Annotated in this window: 7 protein-coding genes; all 7 read left to right on the top strand. The window is 73.8% G+C overall.

Features of this window, described 5'->3' with window-relative positions:
* Nucleotides 1–9 precede the first annotated feature (9 nt).
* Nucleotides 10–12465, top strand: a complete 12456-nt coding sequence (locus ACG04Q_RS00795) for a filamentous haemagglutinin family protein (protein WP_394508884.1) — start codon at nt 10–12, stop codon at nt 12463–12465.
* A gap of 17 nt (nt 12466–12482) precedes the next feature.
* A complete protein-coding gene (locus tag ACG04Q_RS00800) occupies nt 12483–14168 on the top strand; it encodes a DUF2341 domain-containing protein (RefSeq protein ID WP_394508885.1) in 1686 nt (561 codons plus the stop codon).
* A 7-nt stretch (nt 14169–14175) separates the two neighbouring features.
* Nucleotides 14176–14586: an ExbD/TolR family protein gene (locus tag ACG04Q_RS00805; RefSeq protein ID WP_394508886.1), complete on the top strand. Its 411-nt coding sequence runs from the start codon at nt 14176–14178 to the stop codon at nt 14584–14586.
* Nucleotides 14587–15230: 644 nt separating this feature from the next.
* On the top strand, nt 15231–15632 hold the full coding sequence (locus ACG04Q_RS00810) for an ExbD/TolR family protein (RefSeq protein ID WP_394508887.1): 402 nt from the start codon (nt 15231–15233) through the stop codon (nt 15630–15632).
* On the top strand, nt 15629–16306 hold the full coding sequence (locus ACG04Q_RS00815; protein ID WP_394508888.1) for a TonB C-terminal domain-containing protein: 678 nt from the start codon (nt 15629–15631) through the stop codon (nt 16304–16306). The genes ACG04Q_RS00810 and ACG04Q_RS00815 overlap by 4 nt, the downstream gene beginning before the upstream one ends.
* A gap of 5 nt (nt 16307–16311) precedes the next feature.
* Nucleotides 16312–17979, top strand: coding sequence for a putative porin (locus ACG04Q_RS00820; protein WP_394508889.1), 1668 nt, complete (start codon nt 16312–16314; stop codon nt 17977–17979).
* On the top strand, nt 17979–18614 hold the full coding sequence (locus tag ACG04Q_RS00825; protein WP_394508890.1) for a hypothetical protein: 636 nt from the start codon (nt 17979–17981) through the stop codon (nt 18612–18614). The genes ACG04Q_RS00820 and ACG04Q_RS00825 overlap by 1 nt, the downstream gene beginning before the upstream one ends.
* Nucleotides 18615–18884: the final 270 nt, after the last annotated feature.

Below are 18884 nucleotides of genomic sequence, written 5' to 3' on the forward strand. Positions count from 1 at the left end.
AGCAGCCCCATGTCCAAGCCCGCCTCGCCCAAGACCGCCCTGCTGCTGACGCCGCTCGTCGCCGCCCTGGCCGCCAGCCTGCCGCTGGCCGCATTGGCGCAGGCGCCCGTGGCCGCGCCGCTGCCGGCACCCGTGCGATCTGCGCTGCCCAAGGAAGCCGCGGGTTGGCGGGTCTATGGCAACCGGCCTGAAACGCAGTCCGCGCCGAGCAGGAGCGTGGATGGCCTATCCATGGTCATCCAGCAGAACAGCACTCGCGCGATTTACAAGTGGGAAAGTTTTGACATTGGTGCTGATGCGTCCGTCACGTTCGACATGGCGCTGCCGGGGTCCAGCGCGCTGAACCGCATCGCCAGCGTCAGCCCCAGCCTGATCTTCGGCCAGCTCAAGGCCACCAACGGCGGCGAGATCCTGCTCTACAACCGCAACGGCATCCTGTTCGGCAAGGATGCGCGCGTGGACGTGGGCGCGCTGCTGGCGACGACGCTGGCGCCGAAGGACGCGGACTATCTAGATGGCTTCGTCACAGCGATCAAGGGCGATCCCAAGAAGGGAGCCCTACCGGCGCTGCGCTACGACGGCGCGGCGGCCGACTACGTCGACGCCAAGAACTTCATCCGCGTCGAGCCCGGCGCCGAGATCAGGACCGGCGAGGGCGGCCGCATCCAGCTCTACGCCAAGCGCGTCGAGAACGCCGGCACGCTGACCGCGCCCGGGGGCCAGGTCGTGCTGGGCGCGGGCGCCGAGGTGTTCTACAAGCTGCCCACCGCCGAGCCGCTGTACGCGTCTGAGGCCAACCCCAACGTGCCGGCGCTGCGCGGCCTGCTCGTCGAAGTGGGCCGGGGCGATCTCGCCACGGGTGCGGGCTCGGTGGAGAACACCGGCAGCATCAGCGTGCCGCGCGGCAACGCGACGCTGGTGGGCCTGGCCGTCAACCAGGCCGGCCGCATCAGCGCGACGACCAGCGTGTCGCAGAACGGCTCCATCCTGCTGTTGGCCCAGGGGGATGCCGGCCAGAACAGCATCGACACCGGCACCGTGCTGCCCACCTCCGACGCGGCCTACAAGCGCGCAGTGCGCAGCGGCACGCTGACGCTGGCCGCGAACAGCGTCACCGAGATCACGCCCGACAACAACGGCGCCGACGGCAAGCCGCTCACCAGCGACGACAACGCCAGCTTCACGCGGTCGCGGCTGCAGTTCTCCGGCGCGACCATCGACGTCCAGGGCCGAGTCACCGCGCCCGGCGCGCAGGCCGAAGTGCGGGCACTGGACACGCCCGACTACAACACCGGGCTCCTCACCAGCACGAAGCTCAGCGCGACAAGCGGCCGCGTGCTGATCGGCAGCGGTGCCGTCATCGACGTGGCCGGCACCACCGACACCAGCGTCAGCGCCGGGCGCAACTTCGTCACCACCGACCTGCTGGGCAGCAACGACCTGAAGGACGCGCCGCTGCAGAAGGACGGGCTGCTGTACCGCAACAAGGTCACGCTGGACATCCGCCAGGCCTCGCCCATCCTCGGCGACCTGGCCAACTACCGCGCCAGCGTGCAGCGCAGCGCCAGCGAGCGCCTGGCCAGCGGCGGCAGCCTGCGGCTGGTGGCCGGCGAGGCCGTGCTTGCCCAGGCCGGCTCCAGCCTCGCGGTGGACGGCGGGCGCATCACCTACACCGCCGCCCAGGTTGCGCCCACGCAGCTCTACAGCGCGGCCGGCACGGCCTACACGCTGAACAACGCGCCCAAGGACCTGGTCTACAGCGCCATCACCAACGCCGGCACCAGCAAGGCCCGCTACGACCGCTGGGGCCCCGTCGTCAGCTACGGCAGCATCAGCCCGGCGCGGCTGGAGCCCGGCTATGTGGAAGGCCAGGCCGGCGGCAGCCTGACGCTGGTGGCGCCCCGCGTGGTGCTGGACGGCGCCCTCAGCGGCACGGTCGTGCAGGGCGAGCGCCAGCGGCTGGGCCGCGATGCGCTGGCCGCTGCCGCACAACTGGCCGTCGGCGCGGCGCGCCACGGCAGCGACTTCAGCCTGGCCTCCTCGTATGACGGCGCCGTGCTGCGGGACTTCGAGCTGAGCGCGTCCGCGGCGCCGCGGCTGGGCGCGGCCAGCAACCCGCCATCGCTGGACGGCATCGCGTCGGGCCTGTCGCTGGACGCGCTGCGCGCCTCGGGCTTTGGCGCCGTCACCATCACCGCAGTGGGCGACGTGCGCCTGGGCGGCGACTTCGACCTGCCCGCGCTGGGCACGCTGCGGCTGCAATCGCAGAGCGGCAACGTCACGGTGCAGGGCGATGTGACGGCCCGCGGCGGCCAGGTCGCGCTGCGCAGCCTGAGGGGTGACGTGAGCGTGGCGCCGCAGGTGCGGCTGGACGTGGCCGGCGCCTGGGTCAATGCGGCGCAGGACCCACAGCTCACTGCCTCCGCGCCCGCCGCCGCCAGCGCGGGCGGCAGCCTCACACTGGAGGCCGGCCGCGACCTGACGCTGGCCGAGGCCAGCGTGCTGGACGTGTCCGGCGGCGGTGTCGCCAACGCCAACCAGAGCATCACCGGTGGCGCCGCCGGCAGCCTCACGCTGACCGCAGGCAGCATCGGCGCCGCCAACACGCCGGCGGCCACGCTGACGTTGGGCGGCGAGCTGCGCGGCTATTCGCTGACGCAGGGCGGCAGCCTCAACCTGACCGCCGCCGCGCTGCGGCTGGGCGACGCACCGGCCGGCGCCACCGACGCGCCAGGCACGCTGCGCCTGCGCGCCGACTTCCTCAACCAGGGCGGCTTCCAGCGCTTCTCGCTGGACGGCCGCCAGTCGCTGACGGTGGAGGCCGGCACGCAGCTGGCGCCGCACGCGCGGCTGTGGCGCGCCACGGCCGCCACGCGGCTGGTGCCCAGCGGCAGCACCGACTGGCACCGCGGCTTGCTGCTGGAAGAACCCGCCAGCGGCTACGCGCTGCCGGTCTCGCTGAAGCTGGCTTCCAGCGGCTACACGGCGGCCGACCCGCAAGGCCGGCTGCTCATCGCAGCGGGCGCCGCCATCACGCTGGCGCCCACGTCGCGCCTGGAGCTGTCCGCGCGCAACCAGCTGCGGCTGGACGGCCGCCTCGTCGCCCCGGGCGGCCAGGTCAGCCTGGGCCTGTCGGGCGGCGGTGCCGCATCGCAGGCCCGCGCACTGTGGCTGGGCAGCAGCAGCGTCATCGACGTGGCCGGCCTGCGCCAGCTGCTGCCGACGACCGACGGCCTGCTGACCGGCCGCCTGCTGGCCGGCGGCAGCATCAGCCTGGCCAGCGCGTCCAGCAGCACGCCCGCGTACGCGGCCAGCCTCGTCGTGCAGCAGGGCGCGCGGCTGGACATCGGCGGCGCCACGGGCCTGCTGGACGTGCGCGAACGCGCCGACGGCGGCGACCGCGTCACTCGCCAACTGCTGGGCAGTGCTGCCGGCCAGCTGAGCGTGCGCGGCAACGGCCTGCTGCTGCTCGAAGGCGAGCTGGCCGCCCGCGGCGGCGCCGGCCAGGCCGGTGGCCGCCTGCTGGCCACGCTGGAGGCCGGCTATGCCGACGAAGCCCAGCTGCCGCCGGTGCAGAACCTGGTGCTGGCCGCGGCCGACGGCCGGCTCAGCGCCGCGCTGACGCCCGAGGCCTTGGGCCGCCCGGCCGATGTGCCACCGCTGGCGCGCATTGACGCGCCGTGGGTCAGCCGCGCCGGCCTCACGCAGCTCAGCCTCAAGGCCCGGGAAAGCTTGGCCATCGAAGGCGGCACCACGCTGGACCTGGCCGGCAGCCTCACGCTGGACAGCACCGTGCTGGCCGTCACGCCGCAGGCAGGCCAGACCGAGGCGCGCCTGGCCGCGCCGTTCGTCAGCTGGACCGCCACGCAGACCGAGCCGCTGGCCATGCAGCAGCTCATCCGCCCGGCGCCCGCCCCCCTCGGCGGCACGGGCACGCTGACGCTGCAGGCCGGCGAGCGCCTGGACGTCAGCGGCCAGCTCGTCAGCCAGGGCCTCGCCAGCCTGGCCCTGCGCAGCCAGGGCGACCTGGTGCTGGGCCAGGTGCCCAGCACCACCAGCAGCCGCCTGGCCACCGCTGCGGACCTGTCGCTCAACGCCCGCCAGGTCTACCCCGCCACCGACACCGCGTTCACGCTGGACGCCAGCGGCCGCCGCATCGACATCACCATGCCCGGCGGCGACGCGCCCGACCTGCCCTGGAGCGCCGGCGGGCGCCTCACGCTGCAGGCCGCCCAGATCGTGCAGGGCGGCCGGCTGCGCGCGCCCGAAGGCAGCCTGACGCTGAAGGCCAGCGAGTCGGTGCAGCTGCTGACCGGCAGCGAAACCTCCGTCAACGCCGGCGGGCGCAGCTACCTGTTCGGCACCTGGAACGGCGAGCGCTGGCAGGCCCCCGGCAGCGCGGCCGGCGTCATCAGCAGCGCCGCGCCGGCCAAGGCCGTGGTGCTGGAGTCCCCCCACGTCAGCATCGCGCCCGGCGCCACGGTGGACCTCAGCGGCGGCGGCCAGCTGCTGGGCTGGCAGTTCGTCGCCGGGCCCGGCGGCTCCACCGACATCTTCAGCGCCGCCGACGGCAGCTACGCCATCGTGCCCGGCGTGCAGAGCAGCGGCGCAGCCGACGCCTCGCTGCCGGGCCTGCCCGCCGTGGGCCGGCAGATCAACTTCGGCAGCGCCGGCCTCACGCTGGCCGACGGCACCGTGCTGCGCGGCGCCTACACGCTGCTGCCCGCCCGCTTCGCGCTGCTGCCCGGCGCGCTGCTGGTGCGCCCTGCCACCGGCACCGCGCTGGCGCAGGGCCGCAGCATCGCGCGCGACGACGGCACGCTGCTCGTCGGCGCCCGGCTGGGCCAGGCCGGCACCTCGGTGCTGGACGCGCTGACCAGCAACTGGCAAGTCCTGACCCCGGCGCAGGCGCGCCGCTACAGCGAGATCCGCCTGGCCGGCGCCGACGCCTTCTTCGGCGCGCTGGCCGTGCGCAATGACACCGCCACGCCGGCACTGAACCGCGACGCCGGCGCGCTGGTCGTGGCCGCGCAGCAGGCCGACATCCGCGGCGCGCTGCGTGCCGCCGCCGGCACCGGCGGGCGCGGCGGCAGCGCCTACTTCGGCGCCAGCGACATCAGCGTCGGCGCCGGTGCCGGCCTGCAGCTGGACGCCGCGCAGCTCAACGGCCTCGGCGTGGCCCAGCTGGTGCTGGGCGCCGTGCCCACCGACCTGCGCCAAGCCGGCGCGCTGACCGTGACCGCGCAGACGCTCACCGTCGCCGCCGGCCAGAAGCTCAGCGCGCCCACGCTGCTGCTCGCCGCGCGCGACACGCTGGACGTCGGCGTCGACGCGAGCCTGAAGAGCAACGCCAGCGCCCAACCCGCCACCAATTTCACCGTCACCGGCGACGGCGCCGCGCTGCTGCTCAGCGCCAACACGGGCAGCCAGCTGCTGCGCCAGGGCGCCACGCAGGCCACCGGCAGCCTGGTGCTGCGCAGCGGCGCGGCGCTGGCCGCCGACGGCCTGCTGCAGCTGGACGCCACCGCCCAGGCCGGCATTGCCGACAGCGCCACGCTCAGCGCCGCCACGCTGGCGCTGGGCGTGCCCCGCCTGCAGCTGGGTGGCCAGCAGCCGCTCGCCAACAACAGCCTGCTGCTGGGCCAGAACCTGCTCGATCAGCTGGGCCAAAGCCGCGAGCTGCTGCTGCGCAGCTACGGCGGCGTGGATCTGGTCGGCAGCGTCGACTTCGGCCGCGCCACGCTGCAGCGGCTGACGCTGGACACCGCCGCGCTGCGCGCCGCCACCGCGGCCGACGTGGCCCGCATCCAGGCCCGCCACCTGGTGCTCACCAACACCACCGGGCGGCCCGCCACGACCGTGGCCGACGCCGCCGGCCGGCTCACGCTGGACGCCGCCGGCACGCTGCAGATCGGCCCCGGCGCCCTGGGCTGGAGCGCCGCGCAGACCACGCTGCGCGCGCCCGACGGCCTGGCGCTGGCCGGCAGCAGCACGGTCACCGCCAGCGGCAGCGTGCGGGCCGAGACCAGCGCGCTGCACGCCGCCAGCGGTACACCGGCCGCCAGCACCTGGACCGTGCAGGGCGGGCTGGAGCTCACGCGCGCCGCCGCGCCCGCCACCGCGCCGGCCGCCCACGGCAGCGCCGGCCAGCTGACACTGAACGCGCAGACGCTGCGCGTCGCCACCGACATCGACCTGCCCGCCGGCCGCCTGGCGCTGAACGCCAACGGCAACATCGACCTCGTGTCAGGCCGCCTCAGCGTGGCCGGCCGCAGCGAGACGCTGGGCAGCGGCAGCCAGGCCGTGCGCACGGACCTCGCCGCCGGCAGCCTCGCCGCGACCAGCCAGACCGGCAACGTCACGCTGGCCACCGGCGCGACGCTGGACGTCGCCGGCGCCGGCGACGGCGATGCCGGCCGCCTGAGCCTGGCCACGCCGCAAGGCAGCCTGGTGCTGGGCGGCACACTCAGTGCCAGCGTGTCCACCGCCGCCGTCACCGCCGCCAGCCTCAGCCTGGACAGCAAGACGGCCGTGGACCTGCGCGAGCTGGCTGGCGCCATCACCGCCGCCGGCAACCGCGCGTTCGAGCAGCAGATCGCCGTGCGCAACCGCAGCGGCGACCAGACGCTGCCCAGCGGTACCCGCCTCACGGCACACGCGCTCGAACTGAGCAGCGACGCAGGCAGCCTGACCGTCGCCGGCGAGCTCATTGCGCTGGCCAGCGCCACGCAGGGCGGGCAGATCCAGCTCAACGCCGGCAGCCGCCTCGTCGACAGCCAGCCTGTCGGCGGTGACGTCGTCATCGCCGACGGCGCCCGCCTCGTCGCCCGCAGTGCCGGCACCGGCAGCGACACCGACGCGCCCCGCGTCGCGCTGAACAGCCGCGACGGCTGGATCAAGCTGCAGGGCGGCAGCGTGGACCTGGGTGGCGGCGAGCTGTCGCTGCGCGCCCTGCGCGACGGCCACGACGTGAAGATCGCGCCGCTGCAAAGCCAGCTGCAGCAGGTGGGCAGCGTGGACATCGAGGCCGTCAAGGTCTACGGCGGTGTCAGCGAACTCGTCGACGGCCTGGTGCCGGCGCCAACGCCCGCCCCCACACCCGCGCCGACGCCCGTGCCCACACCGCCCGCGCCGTCGCCCACCCCGACGCCGCCCGCCCCGGCCCCCACGCCGACGCCGCCGGCGCCAGCGCCCACCCCGACGCCCCCGGCGCCGGCACCGGCACCCACGCCAACGCCGACACCTCCTCCTGCCCCCGTGCCGACGCCGGGGCCTGCGCCCACCGGCCCGTCCACCGGCAATGGCCCCAGCACGGGCAACACGCAACCGCCCACGCCGCCGCTGACGCCGACGCCACCTGCACCGTCGCCGACGAACCCGACCAACCCGTCCACCGGCAACGGCCCCAGCACGGGCAACACCCAGCCGCCGTCGCCGCCGCTGACGCCGACCCCGCCAGCGCCATCGCCCACACCGACGCCGCCCGCGCCGCCTGCACCGACACCCACGCCCGCGCCTAACCCGCCGGCGCCCGTGCCCACACCGCCCGCGCCGACGCCTGCGCCGGTCCCCACACCGCCGGCCCCCTCGCCCACCCCGACGCCGCCCGCACCGGCTCCGGCGCCCACGCCGTCGACCCCGTCCACCGGCAACGGCCCGAGCACAGGCAACACCCAGCCGCCCTCGCCGCCGCTGACGCCGACGCCCCCGGCCCCGGCTCCCACGCCGACGCCGCCCGCGCCGACTCCCACGCCCGTGCCCAACCCGCCGGCGCCTGTGCCCACGCCGCCCGCGCCGACGCCTGCACCGGTGCCCACACCGCCGGCCCCCTCGCCCACCCCGACGCCGCCCACCCCGACGCCGCCCGCGCCGGCTCCGGCGCCCACGCCGTCGACCCCGTCCACCGGCAACGGCCCGAGCACGGGCAACACCCAGCCGCCGTCACCACCGCTGACGCCGACGCCCCCGGCTCCGGCTCCCACACCGACGCCGCCCGCGCCGACTCCCACGCCCGTGCCCAACCCGCCGGCCCCGGTGCCCACACCGCCCGCGCCGACGCCTGCGCCGGTCCCCACACCGCCGGCCCCCTCGCCCACCCCGACACCGCCCGCGCCGGCTCCCACGCCCGTGCCCAACCCGCCGGCCCCGGTGCCGACGCCGCCCGCTCCGACGCCTGCCCCGGTGCCCACACCGCCGGCCCCCTCGCCCACCCCGACACCGCCCGCGCCGACGCCAGTGCCGACCCCGCCGGCGCCTGCGCCCGTACCGACGCCGCCCGCCCCGGTGCCGACACCCGCGCCCGCGCCGACGCCCCCGGCGCCTGCCCCGGCCCCCACGCCGACCGGCCCGTCCAGCGGCAACGGCCCCAGCACGGGCGACACCCAGCCGCCTGCGCCACCGCTGACGCCCACGCCGCCGGCGCCGACGCCGGCCCCCGTACCGACGCCGCCGGCCGCGCCCACGCAGCCGTCCGCCGGCAATGGCGCGACGACCGGCTCGGCCAACCCGCCCACGCCGCCGTTGACGCCACCGCCCGCGCCGCTGGCGGGCACGCTGGCCGTCGGCGTGGCGGACGCAACCGCCAGCCCGTCCATCCCGTCCCCAGGCAACGGCCCGACGACCGGCAACACGCGGCCACCCGCGCCGCCCGGCGGCGCGCCGGTGCCGGTGCCGGCCCCCGGCCCGATCACGCCCCCGCCCGGCCCCAATCCACCGCCACCGCCGCCACCGCCGCCCCCACCCGCCAGCACGGCGCAGCTGGGCCTGGCGCGCGTGCTGCAGGACAACAACGACTTCATGGGCGAAGGCCAGCAACACGCGCAGGCCATCGCCAGCCGCATCGCGGCCGGCCAGGCCAAGGTGCGCGTGCGCGCCGGCGTCGAGGTGCAGTCCGCCGGCGACCTGACGCTGAGCACCGACTGGCGCCTGCCCACGCTGAGCAGCGCCCAGCTGGCCGCCGCCCCCAACGCCGCCGAGGCCGCGCTGACGCTGCGCGCCGCAGGCAGCGTGGCGCTGCAGGCCAGCCTCAGCACCGGTCTGCGCGAGTCGCCGGCCGCGGCGGGCCCCTGGGTCGCCACGTCGGCACGCGCCGGTGACCTGCGCGTCGTCGCGGGCGCCGACCTGTCGGCCGCCGACGTGATGGCCACCCGGCCCCCGGTGGCCGACGCCACTTCGGGCTCGGTGCTGATCGGCACTGCCGACGCCAGCGCGCCCGCCGTGCAGGTGCGCAGCAGCACGGGCCGCATCGCCATCACCGCCGCGCAGGACATCCGCTGGCTGGACCGCCGCGCCACCGTCGCCACACTGGGCGTGCCGGTCACCACGGCACCCGCCGCGGAGCCGGCGACCAGCCCCGCGCCGAGCCCCGTGCCAACGTCCGCGCCGCAGGCCGGCGGCACCACCGTGCGCGCGGCGGACGCCGCCACCGGCACGGCCACGCAGCCCTCCGACGGCAACGGCCCCAGCACCGGCAACGGCCCCAGCACCGGCAACACGCAGCCGCCGGCCCCGCCCGGCGGCGTGCCCACACCGGCGCCCGCTCCCACGCCGGCCCCGGCGCCAACACCCACACCGGCGCCCGCGCCCAGCCCGGCGCCCGCGCCGGACACGCCGGACCCGCTGCCGACGACGCCGTTCAACTCGCTGTTCGAGAACCTCGCGCCGGCGCTGGACGGCAGCGGCCTGCTGCCCTTCACGCACGGCGGCGGCGCCATCCGGCTGAGCGCCGGGCAGGACGTCGTCGGCCAGGCGGCCGGCGCCGAGCAGCGCTACGCCACCGGCTGGCTGTGGCGCGCGCAGGGCGTGATGGACGGCACCGTCGCCTGGTTCGCGCGCAGCGACCTGTTCGCGCAAGGCGTGGCCACGCTGGGCGGCGGCTCGGTGCAGGTGCAGGCCGGCCGTGACGCGGTGCAGGTGCATGCGGCCGCGGCCAGTTCCGGCTTCCTGGCCGGCAGCGGCAGCACCAGCAGCGACCTGCCACCAGGCCTGCAGCAGTTCGGCGGCGGCAAAGTGGCCGTGCAGGCCGGGCGCGATGTCGTCAGCGGCCAGCTGCTGGCCTCGCGCGGCATCGCCGTGTCGGCCGGTGGCGCCGTGCGCACCCAGGCCGGCAGCAACACGGAGCTGGACCCAGGGCTGCAGCTGATCTACCAGGACGGCGCGCTGCGCGTGCAGGCCGGCGGCGACGCCACGCTGGCCAGCGCCCGCAACCTGGCGCTGGCACTGCCGTCCAACGCCAACACCGCGGCCCAGGGCGAGAACCTGGCGCTGCCGCTGCTGGACGCCCGCGCGCAGCTGCTGGTGCAAAGCGCCGCCGGCTCGGTCAGCTACGTCGGCGCAGCGCAGCCGCTGGAAGCGAGCGCCGGCGGCGAGCGCGCGCCGGGCAACGTCGTGCCCGTGGACCTGCGCCTGCTGGCGCCGCAAGGCGGCGTCAGTGCCAACGCGCTGTGGCAATGGAGCACGGCGGCCGACCCGGCGACGGCGCGCAGCTGGATTGCCGGCCGCGACACGGTCAGCGTCACCGACCTGCGGGTGTTGGCGCTGGGCGAACCGGCACCGCCGGCCGCAGCGTCGCTGCGCGTGCTGGCCGACACGGAGAACGGGACGCTGCGCGAGGCCCAGCGCCTGACCCGCAACACGCTGGGTCAGGCCCAGCTGGACCGCAGCCCCCGCGAGCCGGTGCGCGTGCTGTCGGCCGAAGGCGACGTGGCGCTGGAAGGCGTGGCCTCGGCCCGGCCACTGGCCGCCGTGGCGGCGCGCGATGTGCGCGTGTCCAACGCCAGCGTGCAGCAGCAGCCGGCCGCCCCCGGCAATGCCAGCGAGCTGAGCCTGCTGCAGGCCGGGCGCGACGTGCGCTTCACCAGCGGCACCGGTCTGGAGATCGCCGGCCCCGGCGACCTGCTGGTGCTGGCCGGCCGCGACGTGGACCTGGGCAACAGCACCGGCATCGTCGCGCGCGGCAACCTGTCCAACAGCGCGCTGCTGCCCGACGGCGGCGCGCGGCTGACGGTCGTCGCCGGCCTGAGCGCCGACGGCGAGGACTACGCCCGCGCCAGCGCCGCGGGCTTCCAGGTGCTGGGCGCCTCGGGCCTGGCGGGCAAGCTGGGCCAGGCCTGGGCGCTGCTGGGCGGCAGCGGCACCGCGGCGGCGTTCGACGCAGCCACGCCCGCTCAGCAGCTGGACCTGCTGCGCCAGAAGTTCGGCGCCGACGCCGTAGACCGCCTGGTGGCCGAGCAGGTCAAGGCACAGCCGGCCCGCGCCGAAGCGGGCGACCAGCGCGCCCGCGTGGCCGCGCTGCTGGGCAAGCCGGTGGACGACCCGGCCGTGGCCGACACCGTGAAGCAGCAGGCCAGCCTGCTGGAGCCGGCCTGGTCGGCACTGAGCGCGGCCAACGCGCTGAAGCAGCTAGACAAGCTCAGCGGCGCCCAGCAGTCGCTGCTCGTCAGCCGCGTGCTGATGAGCGGCCTGGCCGCGCAGCCGGTGGCCACCCGCGCCTCGGCGCTGGCCCAGCTGGCCGCCACGGCGGACCTCGCCAAGCTGGCCGACTACGTGGCGCTGATGGGCGGCACGCGCGGCTCCGACGCGGCCGACACGCTGCGCCGCTTCGAGGCGTTGCCGCTTGAGCGGCAGATCCCGTGGCTGAACCGCGTGCTCGTCGGCGAGCTGCGCAGCGCCGGCCGCGCCGCCGCGGTGCTGGAGGGCGACGAGCGCTGGGCCGCCTATGCGCGCGGCTACCAGGCCGTGAACCTGCTGTTCCCGCTGGGCGACGGCACGGCCCGCCCGGCCGCGCAGGTGCGCATGCCCACCAGCCAGATCAAGACGCTGCAGGCCGCCGACATCACGCTCGTCAACCCCGGCGGCGGCGTCAATGCCGGCGAGGTGACGGCGGGCAACAAGTCGGCCACCGAGCTGGGCATCGTCACCGTCAACGGCGGCGATGTGTCGGCCGTCGTCGCGCAGAACTTCGACGTCAACCAGTCGCGCGTGTTCACCATCGGCCAGGGCAACCTGCTGATGTGGTCGTCCGCCGGCAACATCGACGCGGGCCGCGGCGCCAAGACCGTGACCGGCGCGCCGGCGCCCGTGCTGCGGCTGGACAGCAACGGCAACCTGGTGTTCGACACGTCGGGCTCGTTCAGCGGCTCAGGCATTGCCGTGCTGCAGGCCGGCAACGACCTGGACCTGTACGCCCCCACCGGCGAGATCAACGCCGGCGAGGCGGGCATCCGCTCCAAGGGCAATGCCTTCCTCGGCGCGGACCGGCTGGTGAACGCGAACGACATCCAGGTGTCGGGCGCACGGGCCGGCGCGACGGGCGAGGTGGCCATCACGCCGCCCATCGCCGTGCCGACGACGCCCACCGGCGCCGCGCAGGCCGCCGCCGCGGCAGACAGCGACAAGGACAAGGACGAGCGCCGCCGCCGGCGCCGCAACCTGCTGCTGGAGTTCCTGGGCTTCGGCTCCTCGTGATTCAAGAAAGACAAGCCATGCGCAAAGCACTCACCGCCCTTCTTCTCGCCGCGCTGCTGCCGGCCACCGCCCACGCCTGGTGGAACGCCGACTGGAGCGAGCGCGCCAGGATCACGCTGAACACGTCGGCGCAAGGCCTGGAGACCAAGGAAACCGCCAGCGGCGTGGCCGTGGCCGTGCGCCTGCACAGCGGCAACTTCGACTTCACGACGGCCAAGGAAGACGGCAGCGACCTGCGCGTGGTGGCCGGCGACGACAAGACGCCGCTGAAGTTCAGCGTCGAGCGCTTCGACGCGGTGAACGAACTGGCCGTGCTGTGGGTGCAGCTGCCCAGCGTGCTGCCGGGCAGCGACAAAAACGTCTTCTACGTCTACGGCGGCAATGCCAAGGCCGCGGCCGAGGGCGACGGGAACGGGTTCGACGCGGCCACCGTCATCGCGCTGCACTTCAGCGACAAGCCGGCCGGTGCCGACCAGCTGGGCGCCGTGAAGCCGCAGGGCCCGCTGGTCACGGAGCCCAACGGGCTGCTGGCGGCCAGCGCCAGGCTGTCGGGCGAGGCGGTCGTCTACGCGCTGTCGGACAAGCCGGTGGTGGACGCCGGCAACCAGTTGACCGTGAGCCTGTGGGTGAAGCTGGACGACGTGCAGCGCGCGACGCTGCTGAACTGGGGCGGGCTGACGCTGAGCCTGAACGGCGGCAAGGTGGTGGCCCGCGCCGACAAGACCGAAGTCAGTGGCGGCGACGTGCCGGTGGCGCGCTGGACGCAGGTGGCGCTGCGGCTGGGCCTGGGCAAGGCGACGCTGTTCGTCAACGGCGCGCAGGTGGCGCAAGGGGACCTGGCCACGCCGGCGCTGGGCAGCAGCCTGCGCCTGGGCGAAGGCGCGCGCGGCCTGATGGACGAGGTGCAGGTGGCCGCCGCGCTGCGCAGCGCCGACTGGATCGCCGTGGCGGCGGGCGCGCAGGGGGCGGAGAGCAAGCTCGTGGCCTCCACCCGCGAAGCCAAGGACAGCCCCGAGGCCGAGGGCGAGAGCCACGGCTACATGGGCATCCTCGTCAAGAACCTGACGGTGGACGCGTGGGTGGTCATCATCATCCTGGGCGTCATGTTCGCCATCGCCTGCTGGGTGATGGTCAGCAAGAGCCTGCTGGTGGCCAGGGTGGCCAAGGCCAACCGCAGCTTCGTGCTGAAGTTCCGCGAGGCCAACGACGAGCTGCTGCAGCTGGAGACGCATGCGCCGCATCCGGCCTCGCCCATCTACCGCCTCTACCAGGCCGGCGTGCGCGAGCTGGCCAAGCGCAAGGTGGGCGAGGCGGGCGCCAAGCCACTGTCGGGCGCGTCGCTGGACGCGGTGAAGGCGTCGGTGGACGCCGACTACGTGCGCGAGAACGCGCAGCTGAACTCCGGCATGGTGCTGCTGACCATCGCGATCTCGGGCGGCCCCTTCCTGGGCCTGCTGGGCACGGTGGTGGGCGTGATGATCACCTTCGCCGCCATCGCCGCGGCGGGCGACGTGAACGTGAACGCGATCGCGCCGGGCATCGCCGCGGCGCTGCTGGCGACGGTGGCGGGCCTGGGCGTCGCGATTCCCGCGCTGTTTGGCTACAACTGGCTGGCGTCGCAGATCAAGAACGCGACGTCGGACATGCAGATCTTCATCGACGAGTTCATCACGCGCGTCGCTGAACTCTACGGGGCTCCGTGAGGCTGGCATGGCAGGCGACGTCAAGTCCGACAACCAGCCGTACGACGACATCAACGTCACGCCGATGCTGGACCTGGCCTACGTGCTGCTGGTGGTGTTCATCATCCTGACGACGGCGTCGGTGCAGGGCGTGAAGGTGAACTCGCCGACAACGCAGGCGGCCAACAACCTGGCCAAGCCGCAGACGCGGGCGATCACGATCACCGCGGACGGTGCGGTGTACCTGGACGCGTACCCGGTGGACATGACGCAGCTGCAGTCTTCGCTGGCCCAGTACAAGTCGGCGAATCCGGCGCTGCCGGTCGTGCTAAAGGCCGACGCGGCTGCGCAGTACGAGAAGGTCATGCAGGTGCTGGAGGTGGCCAAGAAGCTGGACATCACCGAGATCGGGCTGGTCACGAAGCGGGCGGGGAGTTGAGGATGACTCGTCGCTGCTGTTGGTTGATGCCTACGCCCATGCCGGGAGTTCGCCCCGGCGGGCGACCTACTTTCTTGTGCGGACAAGAAAGTAGGCAAAGAAACCGCCCCTGCAAAACCGGCCCTGCGGGCTGCCTTGCGATGCTCGGAACCCAGGGCCGCGGCGAACTCGCGCCGCTACGCTCTGCTCGAACAGGCGCCGCGAGTCAGTTCTTGAAGTGCGCTTCGCGCACGCCCTGGGTTCCTGCGCTTCTCAGCGGTTTTGAAGGGGAGCCCCAAACAGCCCAACAGCCAACAGCCAAACCCGAAAGCCGGCTGGCGCCGGCTGTTCTTCACCCCCCCTTTGAGCCCGCCGAGCAGCGCAAGGCCTTGAGGGCGCGTGCTCAGCACGCTTCAAGAACTGACTCCGCGCAACTGTTTGAGCGCAGCGTAGCGGCGCGAGTTTTGCGCGGGCCCTCAAGGCCTGAGCAGCGCAGGGCAGCCCGCTGCGAAGCAAAGGGCCGGGCGGATCGGGGGCGACTTTTTGCCTTCTTTTTGGTCGCTCAAAAAGAAGGTCGCCCGCCGGGGCGACGTCCCGGCATGGGCCTCACGCAGCAACCCAGCCCAGTCAAGACAAACCCAACAACAAAGCGGAGCGTCTGACCCATGCAAGTCAACCAAGACGCCAAACCCTACGACAGCATCAACGTGACGCCGATGCTGGACCTCGCCTACGTGCTGCTGGTCGTCTTCATCCTGATGACGACCGCGTCCGTGCAGGGCATGAGCATCACCATGCCCAAGCCCAGCAACAAGCCCAGCACCGAGAAGCACGACCTGAAGATCGTGCAGGTGATGCCCGACGGCGGCGTGCTGCTGAACGGCGTGGGCGTCAGCCTGCCCGAGCTGGAGGCCCAGCTGACGGCCGCGAAGCAGCAGGACGCGCAGATGTCCGTCGCCATCAAGGGCGATGCGCGCACGCAGTACGCCAGCGTCGTCGCCGTCATCGACCTGTGCAACAAGCTGGGCGTGAACATGGGCCTCGTCACGTCGAGGATAGGCACATGAAGACGAGCCACATCAAGGGCCTCGTCGCCGCCGGCTGCCTGCTGCTGGGCCTGGCCGTGTGGTGGGCCGTCAAGAACATCCAGCCCGAGGCGCCCAAGCGGCAGGTCGCGAAGATCGCCATCCTGCCCGACACGCCGCCACCGCCCCCGCCGCCGCCCAAGGAAGAGAAGAAGCCCGAGCCGCCCAAGGACGAGCCCAAGCAGGTGATGCGTGAGGAGCAGGTCAAGCAGGTGGAGGCGCCCAAGCCCGCGGAGTCCATCAAGATGGAAGGCGCCGCGGGCGACGGCCCCAGCGCGTTCTCGGCCGGCAGCGTGTCCAAGGACTACGCCGGCGGCACACCCACCACCGGCCCCAGTGGCGGCCCCGTCGGCAACGCGGCGGACCGCGCGCAGGAACGCTTCTACGCGAACTCCGCGCGCCAGCTGCTGCAAAGCGAGATCGAACGCCACCTGAAGGCCGACGCCGAGCAGCTGACCGCCACGTTCGCGATCTGGCTGGACAAGGACGGCGCCATCCAGCGCTTCGAGTTGAGCCCCAGCGGCAATGACGGCAACGACAGCGCCATGCGCAACGCCCTGGACGAAACCCGCCGCCAGTTCAAGCTGCCGCCGCCCCCGGCGCTGGCCCTCTCCCAACCCATGCGCTTCCGCCTCAGCGTGAGGCCGCAGGCCTGAACCCCATGAAACCCCTCCACGCCCTGCTGCTCGCCAGCGCCATCGCCGCCGCGCTGCCCGCGCATGCCCAGAACTCCGACAAGGAAGAACTCGCCCGCCTGCGTGCGACGACGCAAGCCCTCATCGACGCCCTCGTCGCGCAAGGCCTGCTGACGCGTGACAAGGCCGAGGCCATCCTGAAGCAGGCCCAGGTGTCGGCCGGCGCGCCGGTGCCACAGCCGCAAGCCGCCGATGCCACCAGGCCCAACGTGCTGCGCATCCCCTACGTGCCCGAGACGGTGCGCCAGCAGATGCGCGACGAGATCAAGGCCGAGGTGCTGGCGCAGGCCAAGGGCGAGCGCTGGGGCCAGGCGGATGCGCTGCCGGAGTGGACCAGCCGCATCAAGGTCAGCGGTGACCTGCGCGTGCGCGGCCAGGCCGAGTTCTTCGACCGCGACGCCAACGTGCCCGCCGAGGTCTACCGCGCGCAGACGGCCTCGCCCGCCTGGTCGCCCGACCTGACGAACACCACCGCGGACCGCCAGCGCCTGACGCTGCGCGGCCGGCTCGAAGTGGACGCCAAGTTGAGCGACCAGGTGCTGGCCAGCGTGCGCATCGCCACCGGCAGCACGGGCAACAGCGCCACGTCCACATCTCAGACCCTGGGCAACGACTTCAACCGCTACACGCTGGGGCTGGACCGCGCCTACATCCGCTGGCAGCCGCCGTTGTTCACCAACGGCCTGTCCGCCGACTTCGGCCGTCTGCCCAACCCCTTCTTCAGCACCGACCTGGCCTGGCCCGACGACCTGGGCTTCGACGGCGTGGCCGCCAAGCTGACGCACGCGTTCACGCCGCAGCGCAGCCTGTTCGCGACGGCCGGCGTGTTCCCGCTGGAGGAGCTGAACCTCAGCACGCAGGACAAGTGGCTGCTGGGCGCACAGGTGGGCGGCGAGATCGACGTCGCGCGCGGCGTGCAGTTCAAGCTGGGCCTGGCGGCCTACGACTTCCGCCACATGGAAGGCCGCCGCGAAAGCAGCCCGCCGCCCAGCGGCCCCAAGAACGGCGCGACGAACTACTTTGCGTCGCAGTACGCGCCGGGCCTGCGCCTGAAGGGCAACACGCTGATCAACCTGAACGACCCCACCAGCACGGCCGCGCCGACCTGGGGCCTGGCGAGCAAGTTCAGGCCAGTCAACCTGACGGCCAGCCTGCAGCTGGACGGCGTGCTGCCGGTGCCCGTGGGCGTGACGCTGGACTGGATCAAGAACACCGGCTTCGACCTGAAGGACATCCAGGCTCGCGCCGGCGTCATCGAACCGCTGGCCACCCTCAAAGAGAAGACGACGGCACTGCAAGGCCGCCTCCAGGTGGGCGCGCCCAAGCTGTCGCGCCGCGGCGACTGGCAGGCCTTCACCGCCTACCGGCTGGTGCAGCGCGACGCGTGGATCGACGGCTTCACCGACACGACCTGGCACCTGGGCGGCACCAACTACAAGGGCTGGAGCCTCGGCGGCAACATCGGCCTGGACCGCAACTTCTGGCTCAGTGGCCGCTGGACCAGCACGCGCAACCTCGACGACGGCGTGCGCTTCCTGGCCGTGCCGGGCGATGCGTCGTCGCTGAGCGGCAACCTCAGCAGCGCACCGCTGCGCATCGAGGTCTTCCAGATCGACCTGAACGCGAGGTTCTGATGAAGCAGCGCATCGCCATCGCCCTGCTCGCCGCGGCCAGCGTGGCCGCGCACGCCCAGGACGCCAAGCCCTCCAAGGAGCGCGAGGCGCTGCGCCGCGCCCAGTCCGCGCTGCGCGCCGCGCAGGAGCAGCAAAGCGCGCTGCAGGCCGACAAGGCCAAGGCCGACGCCGACGCGGCCCGCGCGAAGCAGGACGCCGCCAACGCCCGCGCGCTGATCGCCGGCCATGCCGTGAAGCTCAAGGCCCGCGAGACGGAGCTGGACGCGCTGCGCGCGCAACTGCAAGCCGCCAAGGACGCCCAGGCGCAGGCCGAGGCCAAGGCCATCGAGCGCGAGCAGGCGCTGCAGCAGCAACTGTTGGCCGCCCGCCAGGACAGCGCCGACCGCCAGCAGGCCAACCGCGCGCTGGCGCAGACGCTGGAACGCAGCACGCAGGCGCTGGCCGACGCCGAGGCCCGCAACCGCAAGCTGTACGCCGCCGGCCAGCAGCTCGCGCAGCTCTACGTCGGCAAGCCGCCCCTCGACCGCGCACTGCAGGCCGACCCGCTGCTGGGCCTGACCGCCGTGCGGCAGGAAGACCAGGCCGAGCAGCTGCGCGCCGTGCTGGAGGCGAACCGGGCCATCACTCGACCGTGACCGACTTCGCCAGATTGCGAGGCTTGTGTCATGTCGCTTCGCGCCACGACCAAACCCCGTTGAGCGGCTGCGCCGCTCAGGCCGCGGAGCGGCCCAATAACTCCAACAAATAAAGTCTGTCGGGATAGGTGCTCCTAAGTTATTGATTTTTCGTCATCGGCGCTGCGCTCGAAAGTCCGTCGAAGATTCCAAATCAGGCGGCAGCCATTGCATGGCTACAAATAAAGTCCGTCGGACATCCAGGAGGTGCAGCACAACCTCAATGTGCAC

Origin of the sequence: Pelomonas lactea, from assembly GCF_043555885.1 — a bacterium.
GTDB classification, from domain to species: domain Bacteria; phylum Pseudomonadota; class Gammaproteobacteria; order Burkholderiales; family Burkholderiaceae_C; genus Pelomonas; species Pelomonas lactea.